The organism is Streptomyces sp. CGMCC 4.7035 (assembly GCF_031583065.1).
Classification (GTDB): domain Bacteria; phylum Actinomycetota; class Actinomycetes; order Streptomycetales; family Streptomycetaceae; genus Streptomyces; species Streptomyces yaanensis.
In genome coordinates, this window is sequence record NZ_CP134053.1 from 1023894 (window position 1) to 1040578 (window position 16685).

Annotated in this window: 16 protein-coding genes, 2 pseudogenes and 1 riboswitch; of the genes and pseudogenes, 10 read left to right on the forward strand and 8 right to left on the reverse strand. The window is 71.9% G+C overall.

Features of this window, described 5'->3' with window-relative positions; genetic code table 11:
- Positions 1 to 200: 200 nt before the first annotated feature.
- The 3 genes from Q2K21_RS04070 (at position 201) to Q2K21_RS04080 (ending at position 2564) form a co-directional block, all read left to right on the forward strand.
- A complete protein-coding gene (locus tag Q2K21_RS04070) occupies positions 201 to 1055 on the forward strand; it encodes a bifunctional methylenetetrahydrofolate dehydrogenase/methenyltetrahydrofolate cyclohydrolase (protein ID WP_310765433.1) in 855 nt (284 codons plus the stop codon).
- A 16-nt stretch (positions 1056 to 1071) separates the two neighbouring features.
- On the forward strand, positions 1072 to 1557 hold the full coding sequence (locus Q2K21_RS04075) for a DUF3017 domain-containing protein (protein ID WP_310780609.1): 486 nt from the start codon (positions 1072 to 1074) through the stop codon (positions 1555 to 1557).
- Positions 1558 to 1850: 293 nt separating this feature from the next.
- Positions 1851 to 2564 (forward strand): helix-turn-helix domain-containing protein, encoded by a 714-nt coding sequence (locus Q2K21_RS04080; protein WP_310765435.1) that lies wholly within the window; start codon positions 1851 to 1853, stop codon positions 2562 to 2564.
- A gap of 277 nt (positions 2565 to 2841) precedes the next feature.
- Here Q2K21_RS04080 and Q2K21_RS04085 read toward each other — a convergent pair whose 3' ends face one another.
- The gene (locus tag Q2K21_RS04085; RefSeq protein ID WP_310765437.1) at positions 2842 to 3378 is read right to left on the reverse strand and encodes a peptidoglycan-binding domain-containing protein; all 537 of its coding nucleotides are present in this window, start codon (positions 3376 to 3378) and stop codon (positions 2842 to 2844) included.
- Between the two features lie 590 nt (positions 3379 to 3968).
- Here Q2K21_RS04085 and Q2K21_RS04090 point away from each other — a divergent pair.
- The 3 genes from Q2K21_RS04090 to Q2K21_RS04100 all read left to right on the forward strand — a co-directional run bounded on the left by Q2K21_RS04090 (position 3969) and on the right by Q2K21_RS04100 (position 7516).
- Entirely contained in the window at positions 3969 to 4442 is a 474-nt protein-coding gene (locus Q2K21_RS04090; RefSeq protein WP_310765438.1) for a helix-turn-helix domain-containing protein, read from the forward strand.
- A 362-nt stretch (positions 4443 to 4804) separates the two neighbouring features.
- Positions 4805 to 6013 carry a DUF2690 domain-containing protein gene (locus Q2K21_RS04095; protein WP_310765440.1) on the forward strand — a complete coding sequence of 403 codons (1209 nt, stop codon included), beginning with the start codon at positions 4805 to 4807 and terminating at the stop codon, positions 6011 to 6013.
- A 513-nt stretch (positions 6014 to 6526) separates the two neighbouring features.
- Positions 6527 to 7516 (forward strand): malate dehydrogenase, encoded by a 990-nt coding sequence (locus Q2K21_RS04100; protein ID WP_310765442.1) that lies wholly within the window; start codon positions 6527 to 6529, stop codon positions 7514 to 7516.
- 82 nt (positions 7517 to 7598) lie between these two features.
- Here the strand turns inward: Q2K21_RS04100 and Q2K21_RS04105 are convergent, their stop codons facing one another.
- Positions 7599 to 7967 (reverse strand): hypothetical protein, encoded by a 369-nt coding sequence (locus tag Q2K21_RS04105; RefSeq protein WP_386277207.1) that lies wholly within the window; start codon positions 7965 to 7967, stop codon positions 7599 to 7601.
- Between Q2K21_RS04105 and Q2K21_RS04110 the strand changes: the two are divergent.
- Positions 7949 to 8501: pseudogene (locus Q2K21_RS04110) on the forward strand (LysR substrate-binding domain-containing protein); the annotation flags it as partial. The gene Q2K21_RS04105 and the pseudogene Q2K21_RS04110 overlap by 19 nt on opposite strands.
- A 72-nt stretch (positions 8502 to 8573) precedes the next feature.
- On the opposite strand, the gene Q2K21_RS04115 reads toward Q2K21_RS04110, so the two are convergent.
- From Q2K21_RS04115 to Q2K21_RS04130, 4 genes and pseudogenes are all read right to left on the reverse strand, one after another.
- Positions 8574 to 9356, reverse strand: a complete 783-nt coding sequence (locus Q2K21_RS04115; protein ID WP_310765444.1) for a hypothetical protein — start codon at positions 9354 to 9356, stop codon at positions 8574 to 8576.
- Positions 9357 to 9433: 77 nt separating this feature from the next.
- A complete protein-coding gene (locus tag Q2K21_RS04120; protein ID WP_310765446.1) occupies positions 9434 to 10147 on the reverse strand; it encodes an isocitrate lyase/PEP mutase family protein in 714 nt (237 codons plus the stop codon).
- Positions 10144 to 10553, reverse strand: a pseudogene (locus Q2K21_RS04125) (carboxymuconolactone decarboxylase family protein). Before Q2K21_RS04125 ends, Q2K21_RS04120 begins: the two are co-directional and overlap by 4 nt.
- 38 nt (positions 10554 to 10591) lie before the next feature.
- Positions 10592 to 11101 carry a carboxymuconolactone decarboxylase family protein gene (locus Q2K21_RS04130; RefSeq protein WP_310765448.1) on the reverse strand — a complete coding sequence of 170 codons (510 nt, stop codon included), beginning with the start codon at positions 11099 to 11101 and terminating at the stop codon, positions 10592 to 10594.
- Between the two features lie 47 nt (positions 11102 to 11148).
- On the opposite strand from Q2K21_RS04130, the gene pdxR reads away from it, so the two are divergent.
- Entirely contained in the window at positions 11149 to 12537 is a 1389-nt protein-coding gene (pdxR, locus tag Q2K21_RS04135; RefSeq protein WP_310765451.1) for a MocR-like pyridoxine biosynthesis transcription factor PdxR, read from the forward strand.
- A gap of 63 nt (positions 12538 to 12600) precedes the next feature.
- Here the strand turns inward: pdxR and Q2K21_RS04140 are convergent, their stop codons facing one another.
- On the reverse strand, positions 12601 to 13497 hold the full coding sequence (locus Q2K21_RS04140; RefSeq protein ID WP_310780611.1) for a DMT family transporter: 897 nt from the start codon (positions 13495 to 13497) through the stop codon (positions 12601 to 12603).
- A 191-nt stretch (positions 13498 to 13688) separates the two neighbouring features.
- Between Q2K21_RS04140 and Q2K21_RS04145 the strand changes: the two genes are divergently transcribed.
- Both Q2K21_RS04145 and Q2K21_RS04150 read left to right on the forward strand, forming a co-directional pair.
- On the forward strand, positions 13689 to 14024 hold the full coding sequence (locus Q2K21_RS04145; protein ID WP_310765453.1) for a hypothetical protein: 336 nt from the start codon (positions 13689 to 13691) through the stop codon (positions 14022 to 14024).
- Between the two features lie 7 nt (positions 14025 to 14031).
- Positions 14032 to 15255, forward strand: coding sequence for a glutathionylspermidine synthase family protein (locus Q2K21_RS04150; protein WP_310765455.1), 1224 nt, complete (start codon positions 14032 to 14034; stop codon positions 15253 to 15255).
- Between the two features lie 13 nt (positions 15256 to 15268).
- Here Q2K21_RS04150 and rocD read toward each other — a convergent pair whose 3' ends face one another.
- On the reverse strand, positions 15269 to 16474 hold the full coding sequence (gene rocD / locus Q2K21_RS04155; protein ID WP_310765457.1) for an ornithine--oxo-acid transaminase: 1206 nt from the start codon (positions 16472 to 16474) through the stop codon (positions 15269 to 15271).
- A 103-nt stretch (positions 16475 to 16577) separates the two neighbouring features.
- Positions 16578 to 16672: riboswitch (ZMP/ZTP riboswitch) on the forward strand.
- The last annotated feature ends 13 nt before the right edge of the window (positions 16673 to 16685 follow it).

The window sequence follows — 16685 nt, forward strand, 5'->3', positions numbered from 1 at the left end:
TACAGATGCGGTCCGTCCCCCCGGATACTGCCCGCGGCACTGTGCCGTTCATCGTTGTAAAGGCCTCACGCCTTTGTCCAGCGGCATTTCGCATGTGTTGTGCAAGTGCAACATCGCTGATCATGGGTCGAAACGGACGGGGACGTTCACGAGGGCGCCCGGATTGGAACCGGGGGCGGGTCATCCGCGAGGATGGGGGCATGACCGCCCAGATTCTCGATGGCAAGGCCACCGCAGCCGCGATCAAGTCCGATCTGACCGCCCGCGTGGCGGCGCTGAAGGAAAGGGGCGTCACGCCCGGCCTCGGCACGATCCTCGTCGGGGACGACCCCGGCAGCCGGAAGTACGTCGCGGGCAAGCACCGCGACTGCGCGGAGGTCGGCATCGCCTCCATCCAGCGCGAACTGCCCGCGACCGCCACACAGGAGGAGATCGAGGCGGTCGTCCGCGAGCTGAACGAGGACCCGGAGTGCACCGGTTACATCGTGCAGCTGCCGCTGCCCAAGGGCATCGACGAGAACCGGATCCTGGAGCTGATGGACCCGGACAAGGACGCGGACGGCCTGCACCCGATGAACCTCGGCCGCCTGGTCCTGAACGAGCCGGCGCCGCTGCCCTGCACCCCGAACGGCGTACTCACCCTCCTGCGCCGCTACGGCGTGGAGATCAAGGGTGCCGAGGTCGTGGTCGTCGGCCGCGGCGTGACCATCGGACGCCCGATGCCGCTGCTGCTGACCCGGCGCAGCGAGAACGCCACGGTCACCCAGTGCCACACGGGCACCCGGGACCTGTCGGCGCACCTGAGGCGGGCCGACATCATCGTCGCCGCGGCGGGCTCCGCTCACCTGATCCGGGCCGAGGACGTGAAGCCGGGCGCGGCCGTCCTCGACGTCGGCGTCTCACGCAGCGCCGAGGGCAAGATCGTCGGTGACGTTCACCCGGACGTCGCCGAGGTGGCCGGCTGGATCTCCCCGAACCCGGGCGGCGTGGGCCCGATGACCCGCGCCCAGCTGCTGGTCAACGTGGTCGAGGCGGCGGAGCGCAGTGTCGGCTGAGGACGGGCCCGAGGGCATCCGGGAGAAGGGCACCGCGCGGCAGCGGGGAACCGACACCGAGCTCACCGTGCAGGATGCCGTCAGCGCTCCCGATGCCGAAGGCGTGCCGAGGCGTACCACCCGGCGGTTTCCGCGGATCACGCGGGACACCGCACGCCCCGAGGGCGGCGGCCGGGCCGCGCCCGGTGACGCGCCGGCGCCGGCCCGCCAGTGGCCGATCCTCACCGTGCTGGCCGTCGTCGGCCTCGGGCTGCTGGTGACCGCGCTGGACGCGTTCCGCTTCGGCACGATCCTGATCGGTGCCGCACTGCTGGGCGGCGCCGTGATGCGCTGGGTGCTGCCCGACGTGGGCATGCTCGCGGTGCGCTCCCGCTTCACGGACATGGTCACGTACGGAGTCCTGGGCACCGCCATCGTGCTGCTGGCGGTGATGGCCCAGCCGGACCCCTGGCTGGAGATCCCGTTCCTGGACGACACGCTGCACTTCACCATCCGCACCTGACACCGCGTCGGTGTGCGCACGTGACGGCGGGCCGTTTCCTCTCCCGGAGGGAACGGCCCGCCGTCGCCGTACGGTCGGCGGTGTCCGACGTCCTCCTCCGACGGTCGGTCTCGCCCGGTCCCCTGCGACCGGTCGCTGGTCACGCCCGGCGGACCGCCGTACGGCGGCTGCGGGTTGTGCAGTAGCGGTCGCAGGCGTTCGGGATCCCCGGCAAATCGAACACGGCCGGAATCCGGTCAGGCCCCCGCTTCTGCGCCGACGATGGTCGAGCGCGGTCGTGAAGGGGGAGCGATGTGGCGGACCGGGGCATGGGGGAGTGGGCGCCGCTGCCGGAGGATCTGGGGCGGGAGGCCCGCGCGCTGGCCGAGTACTGCAGGCTGCTGAAGGAGCGTACGGGGCTGAGCCTGGCCGCCCTCGCGGAGCGGACCCACTATTCGAAGTCGTCCTGGCAGCGCTGTCTCAACGGCCGTCAGATACCGCCGCGTTCAGCCCTGCGGTCGCTGGCCGCGGCGGCCGAGGCGGATCCGGCGCGGCTGCTCGGCCTGCGCGAGGCCGTGCTGCGGTCGGGCCGGCTCCCGCCCGCACCGCCTCAGCTGCGGCGGCCGGCCGGGCAACGCCCGCACCCGCTCGCGGACCGGCCGCCCGTGGACCGGCCGCCCGTGGACCGGCCGCCCGTGGACCGGTCACCCGTGGACCGGTCACCCGTGGACCGGTCACCCGTGGACCGGTCACCCGTGGACCGGCCAACCCAGGGCCGGCTGCCCGAGGACGTCGTGCCGGTCCTGTCGCCGTCACCCGAGGGCGTCCTGACACGGCGGCGGGAGCAGCGGGACGGGGAGGAATTCCCCGCGCCCGCCGCTCCCGTGGCCTCACACGCGGCGACCGTGCGCCGCTGGCGGCTGGTCGCCGCCGGCCTGCTGGTGCTGCTGGTCGCCGTCACCGCCGTGTCGGCGGTGCTCCTGAGCCGTCAGGACACCGGGTGCGCGACGGTGACGACGCGGCCGTGATGCCCGCTCATTGACGTCCTTACCTGAGTAAACGCAGGCAATTCCGGTCTGCACCGCTTCGCGGTGCTCCCTCGGGTTCCTGCTTCATCGACCCCTGCCGCCCGTGAGGGTGGTCTGACAAGGTCTCCACAGGCTTCACGTCCCGCCCGTCCGGCGGTAGGTCCGACAACTCCGTCGTCGGACAAGGCGATCCTGCCATGCCTCCGCGGCCCTCCGGGCCACTGAGGCAAGGATGCCCTTCACCTCCATCCTGAAGGATGGAGCACTGGGCAAGTGTTCAGTAGCTCGCCTCCACCCACGCGCCGTCGACGTAGACGTAGTAGACCTGCTGGGCGACTCCGGCGAGGGGCAGACGCTTGAAGCGTGCGTTGTAGTCCGAGTCGCCGTCGTAGGTGACGTACCCCTTCCTGCCCACCTTGCCGAGGTTGTTGTCCGCGACCGAGAACGACTTGGGGTCGGCCTTGCCGGTCTGGCTGAGACCGTTCTGAGCCTGCCAGTCCTTCGTCGCCGACTTCGTCTTGCTGTCGAAGTCGCCGTCGATGTCGTTCTCGGTGAAGTCGTGCTTGGTGTTCTTCTTGTCCGTCCACTTGGCGCCGTCGGCCACCAGGACGGTCTGCCACAGGGCGACCGCGTTGCCCTCGTCGCCCTGCTTCAGGGCGCCCTCGTCGCGCCAGTCGTCGGTGGTGCCGCCGGTGCCGTCGATGTAACCGGTGTCGTCGGACGCGAGGGCCGTGCCCGCCGCGGTGATCCCTCCGAGCGCCGCGCCCGCGGCCAGTACCGTCGCCGCCACTGCCGTGCGGATGTGCTTGCGCATGTTTCCTCATTCCCTCCCCCGGACCGCTCGGCTCCGCTGATCCCTGTGATCCCCCGGTGCGGTCCGTGGCCTGTTTCGTGCGAACAGTCATCAGGTCGCACGGCGCCCCCGGCCCGGATCCCCGGATGGGGTGAGGTGGGACGAAACGGGACGTCCCGGCCCGTGGCCTGCGGCGACCCGCCGGGCGCGGCGGGTCGTGGCGGGACGGGTCCCTGCGCGGGACGGGACGGGACCGTGCGCCGGACGGGACGGGACCGTGCGCGGGACGGGACAGGACCGTGCGCCGGACGGGACAGACCCCTGGGCGGGAGGGGCGGAGGCGGGCGAGCAGAACAAAAGGGCGCCCGGCCTCTCCCCCGTGGGAGGCCGGGCGCCCCGGGCGGTTGGGTCGCCGAAAACACCCTCATGTACATGTCGGAGCTGTTCAACACCTGGCAGCTCCCTGTGGCATGGAAGTGACCGTTCCGCTACGCGTCCGCGCCCCGCCACGGAACCGACGCGGCCCCTGACATCGTCAATCGATCGAACGGAACAGGCTTTCGGGTCGGGCGGTACAGGTTCCCGGACCGGGCAACGCGGAGGAGTGAGTGATGGGCGCCTGGCAGCCGCTGCCGGACGATCTGCCGCCGGAGGTACGGCATTTCGTGGAGCAGCTGCGGCTTCTGAAGGACCGCACCGGGCTCAGCCTCGCCGCGCTCGGCGCGCAGACCGCGTACAGCAAGTCCTCCTGGCAGCGCTACCTCAACGCCACCCAGCCGCCGCCCCGTCAGGCGGTCGCCGCGCTGTGCCGGGTCGCGGGGCTCGCGGGCGACGAGGCCGAACGCTTCGGTGTGCGCTGGGAGCTGGCCGTGCACGCCTGGCCCCGGCAGCCGACCCCGGCACCCGCCCCGGCGGGCGGTCCGGCGCCCGGGGAGTACGAGGACGAACCGACGGTCCCGTGGTGGGACCGGCCGGCCGAGGAGCCCGAACCGCGGCCCGCCGGGCGCCGCCTCCTGTATGTCGCGCTCCTCGCCCTGCTGGTGCTGCTCGTCGTCGCCCTCGTCGGCGCCGTCACCCTTGGGTGATCTGATCCCGCTGTGCCTGCTGAGGTCGCCGCTGTGTCCCCGTTGTGTCGATGTGTTGACAAGTTCGGGGATGTACACCGAATCGTCCGTCCGGCGGAGCTAACGTGTCCCACCGGGACGGTCGGGGGCGTCCCGTGCGGTGAATCCAGGGTTCCGTACGCGAGGTCGGTGGGACACTGGGCCGCAGTCCAACGGGCGTGCGACGGTGCATGCCTCAGCCCGATTGCTCCCGTGCGCCCCATCCCCGGGTACTGAGACCCTGGCCGGGCGCGGTCCCTTGGGTAGCCAGAACGGGGACCCGGCAGCGGGCGCCGTGTACAGGGGGAAGACCAGCACGTACCGGGGGAATGAGGGGGGAAGCAATGCCTCGTTGGAGGGCCTTGCCCGATGAACTCGATCCGCAGGTCAAGGAGTTCGCGGGACAGCTGCGGCGGCTCGTGGACCGCAGCGGGCTGAGCGTCTCCGCGGTGGCCGACCGCACGGGCTACAGCAAGACGTCCTGGGAGCGTTACCTCAACGGCCGGCTGCTCGCGCCGAAGGGCGCCATCGTCGCCCTGGCCGAGGTGACCGGCACCGAACCTGTCCATCTGACCACGATGTGGGAGCTGGCCGAGCGCGCCTGGAGCCGTTCGGAGCTGCGCCACGACATGACCATGGAGGCCATCCGGATCTCCCAGGCGCGCGCCGCGCTGGGGGAGTCCGGGGCGGCCGCCCCCGAGACCAAGGGACGTGGCGGCAAGGGGGCCCGCAGCGCCACCGCGGCGGCGGGGATCGCGGGACCGGCCGGGGTGGCCCCGACCGTACCGACGCAGCCGACGGCCGCGGAGAGCCGCGACGCGGGGGGCGACGTACGGGCGTCGCGGGGCGGTCCCCAGGAGGGCAACTCCTGGGGACTGGCCGGGTATCAAGGGCCGTCGCGGTCGGACGGACGGTCCGCTGTCGCGGCCAAGGCCCCGACAGCATCGCCCAACGGATCCGCCCGGACGCCGGGTGCGGACGGGTCGTACGGACCGGCGACGGCCGGCGGCCCGCCGCGCGGCGACGGTCCGGACGCCGGCGGCGAGCCCGACCGGGGGCGCCGCAAGCGGCGCCTGACGATGTTCCTCGCGGGCGTGGTCGGGGCGCTGGTGGTGATCGCGGCGGCCTTCTACCTCACCGGCGGCGACAACAAGAAGCCCGGCAGCGCACCCAAGCCGTCCCCGACGTCCGTGAGCCCGAACCCCGACCTGCCGGTGGGCGTCAAGTGCAGTGGGGCGGGCTGCACCGGCAAGGACCCGGAGAACATGGGCTGCGGCGGCACACTGGCGAGGACCAGCACCAGCGTCACCGTCGGCGCGACCCTCGTCGAGGTGCGCTACAGCACGACCTGCGGCGCCGCGTGGGCCCGTATCACCCGGGCGGCGCAGGGCGACACGGTCGAGGTGTCCGCGGGCACGTCTGCCCGGCAGACCGGTTCGGTCACGGCGGCCGGGGACACGGACGCGTACACCCCGATGGTGGCGGTGAAGGACGCGGCCGAGGCGAAGGCCTGTGTGACGCTGGCGTCCGGGCAGAAGGGGTGCACGAAGTAGGGCCTGCGCGGGGCGTGCGGGCCGGGGGCGCGTGGCGGGCAGCGGGCGTAGCGTGAGAGGCGCTCGGAGGGGAGCGACCGTGAAGCGAGGGGCGCGCGGAACGGTGTCGCGCGCTTCCCGCTGAAAACAATCGCCGTACAACACGCATGAGCGTCGCGCTGCGGGGCAGGCGCACCGTACCCCCACGGGAGTCCGGCAGCGCCGGGAGGCCTACGCCTACCGGCCGGACACCCCCCACGGCGGCCGCCTCTCAGTCCCCCCTCTCCCGGACGCAGGCGGCCGTCGTCTTGTCCGGCGGCCGTCCCCATCCGGTTGTGGGGCGGGCCACACGGACCGGGCCGTCCGGGATCCCGGATGCGCGATAGCCTGACCGCTGGATCTCTCTTGACGCCAAGAGATCGATCATTCGTACCCGTGATCGATCATCGCGGCGGGCACCGGTCACAAGCCGGGGCGGGATCCCGCACCCCGGGGCAGGGACGCCCCACCGCCAGCTGTCATACGGAGAACGCCATGACCCGCACTCCCGTGAACGTCACCGTCACCGGCGCGGCCGGCCAGATCGGTTACGCACTGCTCTTCCGCATCGCCTCCGGCCAGCTGCTCGGCGCGGACGTGCCGGTCAAGCTGCGCCTCCTGGAGATCACCCCGGCGCTGAAGGCGGCCGAGGGCACGGCCATGGAGCTGGACGACTGCGCGTTCCCGCTCCTCCAGGGCATCGAGATCTCGGACGACCCGAACGTGGCGTTCGACGGCGCCAACGTCGCCCTCCTCGTGGGCGCCCGCCCGCGCACCAAGGGCATGGAGCGCGGTGACCTCCTGGAGGCCAACGGCGGCATCTTCAAGCCGCAGGGCAAGGCCATCAACGACCACGCCGCGGACGACATCAAGGTCCTGGTCGTCGGCAACCCGGCCAACACCAACGCCCTGATCGCCCAGGCCGCCGCGCCGGACGTACCGGCCGAGCGCTTCACCGCGATGACCCGCCTGGACCACAACCGCGCGCTGACCCAGCTCGCGAAGAAGACGGGCACCACGGTCGCCGACATCAAGCGCCTGACCATCTGGGGCAACCACTCCGCCACCCAGTACCCGGACATCTTCCACGCCACCGTCGCCGGCAAGAACGCCGCCGAGGTCGTCAGCGACGAGAAGTGGCTGGCCGAGGACTTCATCCCGACCGTCGCCAAGCGCGGCGCCGCGATCATCGAGGCCCGCGGCGCGTCCTCCGCGGCCTCGGCCGCCAACGCCGCGATCGACCACGTCCACACCTGGGTGAACGGCACCGCCGAGGGCGACTGGACCTCCATGGGCATCCCGTCGGACGGCTCCTACGGCGTCCCGGAGGGCCTCATCTCCTCCTTCCCGGTCACCACCAAGGACGGCAAGTACGAGATCGTCCAGGGCCTGGACATCAACGAGTTCTCCCGCGCCCGCATCGACGCGTCGGTCAAGGAGCTGGAGGAGGAGCGCGAGGCGGTTCGCGCGCTCGGCCTCATCTGAGTCTCCGGGTTCCGTCACGACCCAGCGCAGGCCCCGTTCCGGTTCCTCCGGACGGGGCCTGTCGTCGTCTGTGCCGCTGCCGTCAGGACCGCGGCGAACGCGCCGGTACGCGGTGCTCGCCGGGCGCGACGGAGCGCGTCCCGGTCCGGTCGCGGTAACCGGCGACGACCGCGGCGGTCGCCACCAGGACCAGCAGGGCGACCGTGCGCAGCGCCGGCCCCATGCCGTGCGGCAGATCGCGGTGGGCGGCCAGGACCGTGCCGGTGACCGCGACACCGAGGGCCGCGCCGGTCTCCCGGGCCGAGGTGCCGAGGCCGGAGCCGAGGCCTGCCTGGTGGGTCGGGAGCGAGGCGACCACCCCGAACGTCAGCGTGGGCATGCTCAGTCCGGTGCCGGCCGAGATGACCAGCAGCCAGCAGGCGTACGTCCACCCGCGCCGCCGAACAGGCACCCGGCATCCGTATCCGCTTCCTCGCCGAGAGCCATCTGGACGCGCCGTTCCTGTGCCAGGGCACCGCCGATCTGGAGGTCGGAGTCGTGGACTCGACGGCGCCCGAGGTGCGCGTGGAGTCCCTCCACGAGGACCGGATGGTGGGGGTCGTCCGCGTCGGCCACCCGTTGCTGGACGGGGAGTTGACGCCCGAGCGGTTCGCCACCGAGGCCGATCACCTGATCGTCTCGCGCCGGGGCAAGCTGCACGGCCCGGTCGATGCAGCCCTGGCCGAACTGGGCCTGAACCGCCGGGTGGTGGGCACGGTCGGCACCTTCCCCTGCCTCACTCTTCGTCATCCGCGACACCGACCTGGTGGGCCTGATCAGTTCGTGGGGCCTGCCGCCGGCGTCCGACCTGGGCCTGGTCACGTTCGAGGTGCCGCTCGGGCTCTCGCCGCTGCGGCTGGGGCTGGCCTGGCATCCGCGCCACGACGCCGATCCGGCGCACGCGTGGCTGCGCGGCTGCGTACGGGACCTGATGGCCGAGTGGTCGGCGGGCTCCGGGGCCCGCCGACCGACGGCGTTCGCGCTGCGCGGCCCGCCCTCGTTCATGAGAGGGGAGCAGTCAGAGGCCCTGCAGCTCCTGCTTCAGCTTCGAGACGTCCACCGACTCCTTCGCCGGCGGTGTCTTCGTCGGGACCGGCTTGTCGTAGTCCGTGAGGGTCATGGTCAGGTCGGTGCCCCCACCCTTCTTGACCGTGCGGTACAGGTGGTGTGCCGGGTCCGCCGTGACGTACTGCGTCGTCGTGACGCCGTTCTGCCGGAAGGACAGCGGGATCACCTTCATGTCGTCCAGCGCGGTCTCGGCGTCCTTCTTCACGGAGGACGGCAGGGCTGCGCCTTTCGTCACGTCCCGCTGGAGCACGTCGAGGTCGCAGGCGTCCGCGATGCCGCTGAGCGGGGTGTCGGACGCGGAGCCGTGGAGGTAGCGGTCCTTGAACTTGGCGGCCGCGGCGGGGCCCTGGCGGCCGGGGAGTTCGGCCTTCCAGAACGCCGCGTCCGGTTTCAGCCACACCTCGGCGCCCCGTTTGACGATCTGAACGGTGCCGCCGTGCTCACCCAGGGCCATCGTGCCCGTACAGTTGCCGCCCCGGTCGAGCGCGAGTTTCATCGATGTCGGCTGGGTGGTGCTCGCCTTCGCCTGCGCACTGCGATCCGTGTAGTCGAGCCGGACCGACTTCGCCTTCTGCACCCCCGCCCGCGCCTGAGCGACCAGTTGCTGTGCGCTCAGGCCGCCGTTGCTGTCGGCCGGGCCGATGGCGCCCGCTGCGGGGGAGCACAACAGGGCCATCGCCGTGGCTGTCGTCGTCGAGCACGTCGCGGTCGTGAAGCCATGGGTTCGGGACATCTCGTCACCTCCACGCACGGTCACCACTCAGCGTACGTTTGACCGTTTTCGCGCGCATTTTCAGTGACGTAGCACACTTATGGCCGCGGGGCGAGCCCGGCCAGTGCCGCCATCGCCGCGCGTTGCAGCCCCGGTCCGAACGTGACGCGGGTGGCGCCGAGTTCACCGAGTTCGGTGGGCGAAGGGCCCTCGCCGGGCCTGGCGAACACGTTGATCGGCCCCTGGATCCCCACCCGCAGCAGCGGCAGTACGTCGGCCGGGGCGCCGATCGGATACACGCAGTCGGCGCCTGCGGCGATGTACAGCGCCGCCCGCGCGATGGCCTGTTCGGGGTCGCTGACGCCGCGGACGAACGTGTCGACGCGCGCGTTGAGGAACAGCCGGTCGCCGGCCGCGTCCCGCACCTCGGTGAGCCAGTCGGCGTGCTCCCGGGGGTCCTTGAGGACACCTCCCTGCGAGTCCTCGAGGTTGCAGCCCACCGCCCCCGTCTCCAGCAGCCGCTCCACCAGTTCCCTCGGCGCGAGCCCGTATCCGTCCTCGAGGTCGGCCGACACCGGCACCTCGACGGCCCGTGCGATCCGCGTGACCGCCGCGAACATCTCGTCGGCGGGAGTCGCCCCGTCCTCGTGTCCGAGCGCGGCGGCGATCCCGGCGCTGGGCGTCGCGAGCGCCGGGAACCCGGTGTCCACGAGGACCCGGGCGCTCACGGCGTCCCAGGGGCCTGGCAGGACCAGAGGATCGCCCGGCAGGCGGTGGTGGTGCAGTGCACGGAACGTGTCGACTTCGCTCACGGTGTGTAGCCCCCCGGTGGAATACGGCGGCTGACCATCAGCCGGTTCCAGGCGTTGATCACGCCGATCAGCCCGATCAGCCCGATCAGATGCGCGAGTTCGGTGTCGTCGAAGTGCTTGGCGGCCTTCTCGTACACCTCGTCCGGCACGAAGCCGTCGATGAGCACGGTCACCGCCTCCGTCAGTGCCAGTGCCGCCCGCTCCCGCTCGCTGTAGAGGTCCTCCGCCTCCTCCCAGGCGTGCAGGAGCTGGATGCGGTCCTCCGACTCGCCGCTTTGGCGGGCCACTTGAGATGCATGTCGAGGCAGAACGCGCAGTGGTTGATCTGGGAGGCCCGGATCATCACCAGCTCGGCGAGCGCCGGGTCGCCGAGCCCCTTCTTCGCGGCCGCGCTCACCGCGGACATGGCGCGGCCGACCTCGCGGTCCAGCAGCGTCGTACGGGTCACTTGTACTGCCCCGGCTGGTAGTGCCCCGGCGTCATGCGGGTGGTCACCCCGAACCGGTTCCACGTGTTGATCAATGCGATCGCGGCGATCAGATGCGCCAGCTCGGCTTCCTCGAAGTGCTTGGCGGCCTTCTCGTAGACCTCGTCCGGCACGAAACCGTCCGTCAGGACGGTGACCGCCTCCGTCAGCGCCAGCGCCGCCAGCTCCTTCTCCGTGTAGAAGTGCCTCGACTCCTCCCACGCGCTCAGCTGGATGATCCGCTCGACGCTCTCACCCGCCGCGAGCGCGTCCTTGGTGTGCATGTCGAGGCAGAACGCGCAGTGGTTGAGCTGCGAGGCGCGGATCTTCACCAGCTCGTACAGCTTGGGGTCCACGCCCTTCCGCGTGGCCGCCTCGACGCGGACCAGCGCCTTGAAGACCTCGGGGGCGTGCTCGGCCCACTGGAGCCGGGGCGGCTCCTCGGGGGCGTACTCGGTGGTTGTCGTGGTGGTGTCGTTCGTCGTCATGTCTTCGACCCTACGAACCAGGCATCCCAGGAGTATGGTCCATTTCCATGGCGAATTCCTGGGCCACTTTGGGAGTCGACCTCCATGTCGAACCGACCGGACCGGGCCTGCGCAAGGGCCTGACGAACGGGCTGCGGGAAGCGGTCCGCAGCGGCCGGCTGGCCCCCGGCACAAGCCTGCCCTCCTCCCGCTCGCTCGCCGCCGACCTGGGCATCGCGCGCAACACGGTTGCCGAGGCCTACGCCGACCTGGTCGCCGAGGGCTGGCTCACCGCACGGCAGGGCTCGGGCACCCGGGTGGCCGAGCGCACCCCGCCCGGGCCGCACGCGGCCGCGTCCGCCGAGCACCGCCCCCGTGAGCGCCCCGCCTACGACCTGGAGCCCGGCAGCCCCGATCTGGCCTCCTTCCCGCGCGCCGAGTGGCTCAGGGCCGCCCGCCGCGCGCTGGCGGTGGCGCCGCACCACGCCTTCGGCTACGGCGACCCACGCGGGCGCGCCGAACTGCGCACCGCGCTCGCGGAGTACCTGTCCCGGGCACGGGGCGTGCGCGCCGACCCCGGACACATCCTCGTGGTCGGGGGCTTCTCGCACGGGCTGAAGATCCTCGGCGCGGTCCTGCGGGCACGCGGCGTGCGCGCGGTTGCCGTCGAGTCGTACGGCCTGGACGTCCACTGGAAGCTGCTGGCGGCGGCTGGTCTGCGCACACGGCCCCTCCCGTTCGACGCACTCGGCACGAACCCCGGGGACGTGGCGGGGGCGGGCGCCGTACTGCTCACTCCCGCACACCAGTTCCCCATGGGTGTGCCGCTGCATCCCGACCGGCGGGCCTCCGTCGTGGACTGGGCGCGGCGGACGGGCAGGTTGATCCTGGAGGACGACTACGACGGCGAGTTCCGCTACGACCGACAGCCGATCGGGGCACTCCAGGGCCTGGACCCCGACCACGTGGTGTACCTGGGCACCGCCAGCAAGTCCCTGGCCCCCGGGCTGCGCCTGGGCTGGATGGTGCTGCCGCCGGCGCTCGCCGAGGAGGCCGTGGCGGGCAAGGGCGGGATCGACACGTGCGGGGTGCTGGACCAGCTGACCCTGGCGGAGTTCATCACGTCGGGCGCGTACGACCGCCACGTACGCGCCGCCCGGCTGCGCTACCGCAGGCGCCGCGACGCCCTGGTCCGGGCCCTGGCGACAAGGGCCCCCGACGTCCATGTCACGGGCATCGCGGCGGGCCTGCACGCGGTGCTGCGCCTCCCGCCCGGCACCGAGCGGACGGTGGTCCAGGCGGCGGCCTGGCACGGCCTGAGGGTGCACGGTCTGCGGCGCTACCGCCATGAGGGCGCCGCCGTGGAGCCGCTGGACGCCCTGGTCGTGGGGTACGGGACCCCGCCGGACCATGCGTGGGCGGGGACGCTGGAGGCGTTGTGCAAGGCGTTGCCGTAGGCGGCGGACCGCTGCCGTGCCGGGCCGGCCCTGCGGCCGTACAGCGGAACGTCAGGGAGCCCGTCAGGCCCCCGTCCTCCGGGAAGGGCCTGGGGAAACCCCCGGGTCGTCCGTCACGCCCGGCCGGCCCGGAGCGGCCTCCGGCGGCTGCTGCGGTGCCTCTCCGAACCGGGCCAGCGCCAGCGCGCCCGTCACCGCCACGGCGAAGCCCAGCACCGCCGCCCAGGCCAGGCCCTCGCGCGTACGGTCCCCCAGCCACACCACGCCCACGGCCGCGGGCCCGATCGTCTCCCCGATCACCATCCCGGCCGTGGCCGTCGTCACCGAGCCGCGCTGGAGGGCAGAGGTCAGGAGCAGGAACGCGGCTCCACCGCCGAGCAGCAGCGCGTACGTCGCCGGATTGGTGAGCAGTGGACCGGGGCCGAGGTCGTCGATGAGCCGGACCGCCACCTCGACCACCCCGAACCCGAAGCCGGCGCCGAGCCCGAGGGCCAGGGCCCGTCCCCGTTCGGGGAGCCGACTGCCGAGCGCCCCCAGCAGCAGGACCGCGACCGCCGTGCCGAGCATCGCGTACTTCAGCTCCATGGACCCGGGTCGTTCCCCCTCGGTGCCGGAGGCGAGCCCCAGCATGGCGAGTCCGGCGCACACCAGCGCCACCGCGCCCCACTCGGCCCGGCTCAGCCGCACCCGCAGCAGCCGGGCCGCGACCACCGCCGTCACCGCGAGGCTGGACGCGAGCGCCGCCCCCACCGCGTAGATCGGGATCGACCGCAGCGCCGCGATCTGCAACAGGAACCCGAGCCCGTCCAGCGCGAGACCCGCCAGATAGCGCCACTGCCGCAGGGCCCGCAGCAACAGTGCCGCGTCCCCGCCTCCGCCCCCGCCCGCCGCTCGTGCCGCGATCGCCTGCAACACCGTCGCCGTACCGAAACAGACCGCCGCACCGAGCGCGCACACCATTCCAAAGAGCACAAAGCGACTGTAGGGGACAACGGAATCCCGGGGGCAGGTGCGAACGTCGGAGCGACCCTCTCTAGTCTGATCGCCGCACGCGCCTTACCGACGTCTCACCAAGGGGCTCGTCTTACCAAGAAGCTCGTCTCGTAAAAGGCGCGTATCAGTAAAAGGCTCACTGAACGGCGGAAACGAACATGGCGGACACGCGCCGGCAACTTCGCTCGGGCATGGTCGTCCTCGGCGGCATGGGACTCCTCGCCGCCGCGCTCACCGCCTGCTCCTCGGACCCGGACAAGCGCTGCGTCGACCGCGACAGCTACACCGTCGCCAAGGGCTACAAGGTCGTCGCCGACAAGAACTGCAAGTCCACCAAGACCTCCTACAACGGTTCCTGGTACTACGGCGGCGACAAGAAGAGCGGCTGGGTCAGTGGTGGTTCCTTCACCAAGCCCAGCAAGGGCTCCGGCGGTTCGAGCGGCGGCGTCAAGCGCGGCGGCTTCGGCGGCGGCAGCGGCAAGTCCGGCGGCTGAGCGCCCCATGGAACGCCGTACGACCGAGCCTCGCCCCGGCTGGCAGCAGACCGTGGAGGCGCAGGGCCTCATCTACCCGCTCACCCTCCCCCAAGCTCTCGACTCCGCTCGAGCAGGGGGGACCCCCATCCCGGACGACGCCTGGCTCCCGTACTGGGACGAGAGCGCGTACTACGTCTTCACGCTCCCCGAGGTGGAGGCGCTGGAGGAGGTCGTCGAGGAGCTGCACGGCATGTGCCTGGCCGCCGCCGAGCGCATCGTCGCCACGAACCGCTTCGCCGACCTCGGCATCACCGACCCGCGCCTGGCGCGCGCGGTCGCCGAGGCCTGGCACCGCCGTGCCGAACTCCCGTCCCTCTACGGCCGGTTCGACCTGCGTTACGACGGCACGGGCCCGGCGAAGCTCCTGGAGTACAACGCCGACACGCCCACGTCCCTGGTCGAGGCCGCCTCGCCCCAGTGGTTCTGGGTGGAGGACCGCTTCCCGGGCGCCGACCAGTGGAACTCCCTCCACGAACGCCTGATCGCCGCCTGGAAGAAGCAGGCCGCCCTCCTGCCGCCCGGCAGCCCGCTGTACTTCGCGCACTCCTCCGTCGACGAACTCGGCGAGGACCTGATGACGGTCGCGTACCTCAAGGAGACGGCGGAACAGGCCGGGCTGGACACCGACTGGATCTCCATGGAGGAGATCGGCTGGGACCCGCTCTCGGAGCGCTTCGTCGACAACCAGCTCCGCTTCATCCGCAGCTGCTTCAAGCTCTACCCCTGGGAGTGGCTGACCACCGACGAGTTCGGCGGTCACGTCCTCGACACCCTCGACAACGGCGGTGGCACCGGCAGCACGCTGTGGATCGAGCCCGCCTGGAAGATGCTGCTCAGCAACAAGGCGCTCCTCGCGATCCTCTGGGAGCTGTACCCGGGCCACCCCAACCTGCTCCCCGCCCACCTCGACGGCCCCCGGGAGCTGGCGCGCACGACGGGCTACGTCGCCAAGCCGCTCCTCGGCCGCGAGGGCGAGGGAGTGACGGTCCACGAGCCCGGCGCCCCCGCCGTCGTGCGGGAAGAGGCCTGCTGTTACCAGGAGTTGGCGCCTCTGCCGTCCTTCGACGGCAACCATGTCGTGCTCGGTGCCTGGGTCGTCGAGGGCGAGTCGGCGGGACTCGGCATCCGGGAGTCGTCCGGCCTGGTCACGGACGAGTACGCGCGTTTCCTGCCGCACGTGATCCTCTGAGGCCCTAGAGGCCCTAGAGGCCCAGCACCCCGCGCAACTGGCCGATCCCCCAGTCCAGGTCCTCCTTGCCGATGACGAGCGGCGGGGCGATCCGGACCGTGGAGCCGTGGGTGTCCTTCACCAGGACACCCCGGTCCATCAGCTTCTCGCAGACCTCCCGCCCCGTCCCGTACCTCGGATGGATGTCCACGCCCGCCCACAGCCCGCGCCCGCGCACCTGGGTCACCCGGCCCGTACCGGTCAGCGTGCCCAGCTCGCGGTGCAGATGCTCGCCCAGCTCCGCCGCCCGCGTCTGGTACTCGCCGGAACGCAGCATCGCGATCACCTCAAGGGCCACCGCGCAGGCCAGTGGGTTGCCGCCGAAGGTCGACCCGTGCTCACCGGGCCGGAACACCCCGAGCACCTCGGCGCTCGACACCACCGCCGACACCGGCACGATCCCGCCGCCGAGCGCCTTCCCGAGCACGTACATGTCCGGTACGACCCCCTCGTGCTCGCACGCGAAGGTCTTCCCCGTCCGGCCGAGCCCGGACTGGACCTCGTCGGCGACGAAGAGCACGTTCCGCTCCCGGGCCAGCTCCCGCACCGCCGCCAGATAACCGGCCGGCGGCACCAGCACCCCCGCCTCGCCCTGGATCGGCTCCAGCAGCACGGCCACCGTGTTCTCCGTCATCGCCGCGCGCATCGCGGTCAGATCCCCGTACGGCACGATCGCGAACCCCGGCGTGTACGGGCCGAAGTCCGCCCGCGCCTCCGGGTCGGTGGAGAAGCTGATGATCGTCGTCGTACGGCCGTGGAAGTTGTTGCCCGCGACCACGATCTTCGCCATCTCGGCGGGCACGCCCTTGATCCGGTAGCCCCACTTGCGGGCCGTCTTCACCGCGGTCTCCACCGCCTCGGCGCCCGTGTTCATCGGCAGCACCGTCTCCATCCCGCACAGCTCCGCCAACTGCGCGCAGAAGTCGCCGAACCGGTCGTGGTGGAAGGCGCGCGACGTCAGCGTCACCCGTTCCAGTTGTGCCTTGGCCGCGTCGATCAGCCGCCGGTTGCCATGGCCGAAGTTCAGTGCCGAGTAACCGGCCAGCAGGTCCAGATACCGGCGGCCCTCGACGTCCGTCATCCAGGCCCCGTCGGCCGTCGCCACGACGACCGGGAGCGGGTGGTAGTTGTGCGCGCTGTGGGCCTCGGCCGCGGCGATGAGGGTGTCGGTGGTGCTCACGGAGGCGCTCCCTTCCGGCCGTACCGGGACGTATGGCCCCTTCCTATCGTCGCTCGCATGGTGGACGCGGGAACCGCACGCCGCGGCGTGGCCGGTAGGCTGATCGACGGGCCGTGACTGGCGCGCTTGGGATGGGACCGACCATCGGGGAGCGGCCCGGCAGTCAGCGATAGTGTGCCGTGCGCCTGGGCCAACCGTGAACGCTGTCCGC

What these genes read in the sequence shown, in the direction of transcription:
- Q2K21_RS04100 (WP_310765442.1), top strand. Translation starts at nt 6,527, where the DNA reads ATGACCCGCACTCCCGTGAACGTCACCGTCACCGGCGCGGCCGGCCAG.
- Q2K21_RS04115 (WP_310765444.1), bottom strand. Translation starts at nt 9,356, where the DNA reads ATGTCCCGAACCCATGGCTTCACGACCGCGACGTGCTCGACGACGACA.
- Q2K21_RS04095 (WP_310765440.1), top strand. Translation starts at nt 4,805, where the DNA reads ATGCCTCGTTGGAGGGCCTTGCCCGATGAACTCGATCCGCAGGTCAAG.
- Q2K21_RS04150 (WP_310765455.1), top strand. Translation starts at nt 14,032, where the DNA reads ATGGAACGCCGTACGACCGAGCCTCGCCCCGGCTGGCAGCAGACCGTG.
- Q2K21_RS04145 (WP_310765453.1), top strand. Translation starts at nt 13,689, where the DNA reads ATGGCGGACACGCGCCGGCAACTTCGCTCGGGCATGGTCGTCCTCGGC.
- Q2K21_RS04070 (WP_310765433.1), top strand. Translation starts at nt 201, where the DNA reads ATGACCGCCCAGATTCTCGATGGCAAGGCCACCGCAGCCGCGATCAAG.
- pdxR (WP_310765451.1), top strand. Translation starts at nt 11,149, where the DNA reads ATGGCGAATTCCTGGGCCACTTTGGGAGTCGACCTCCATGTCGAACCG.
- Q2K21_RS04130 (WP_310765448.1), bottom strand. Translation starts at nt 11,101, where the DNA reads ATGACGACGAACGACACCACCACGACAACCACCGAGTACGCCCCCGAG.
- Q2K21_RS04085 (WP_310765437.1), bottom strand. Translation starts at nt 3,378, where the DNA reads ATGCGCAAGCACATCCGCACGGCAGTGGCGGCGACGGTACTGGCCGCG.
- Q2K21_RS04090 (WP_310765438.1), top strand. Translation starts at nt 3,969, where the DNA reads ATGGGCGCCTGGCAGCCGCTGCCGGACGATCTGCCGCCGGAGGTACGG.
- Q2K21_RS04140 (WP_310780611.1), bottom strand. Translation starts at nt 13,497, where the DNA reads ATGGTGTGCGCGCTCGGTGCGGCGGTCTGTTTCGGTACGGCGACGGTG.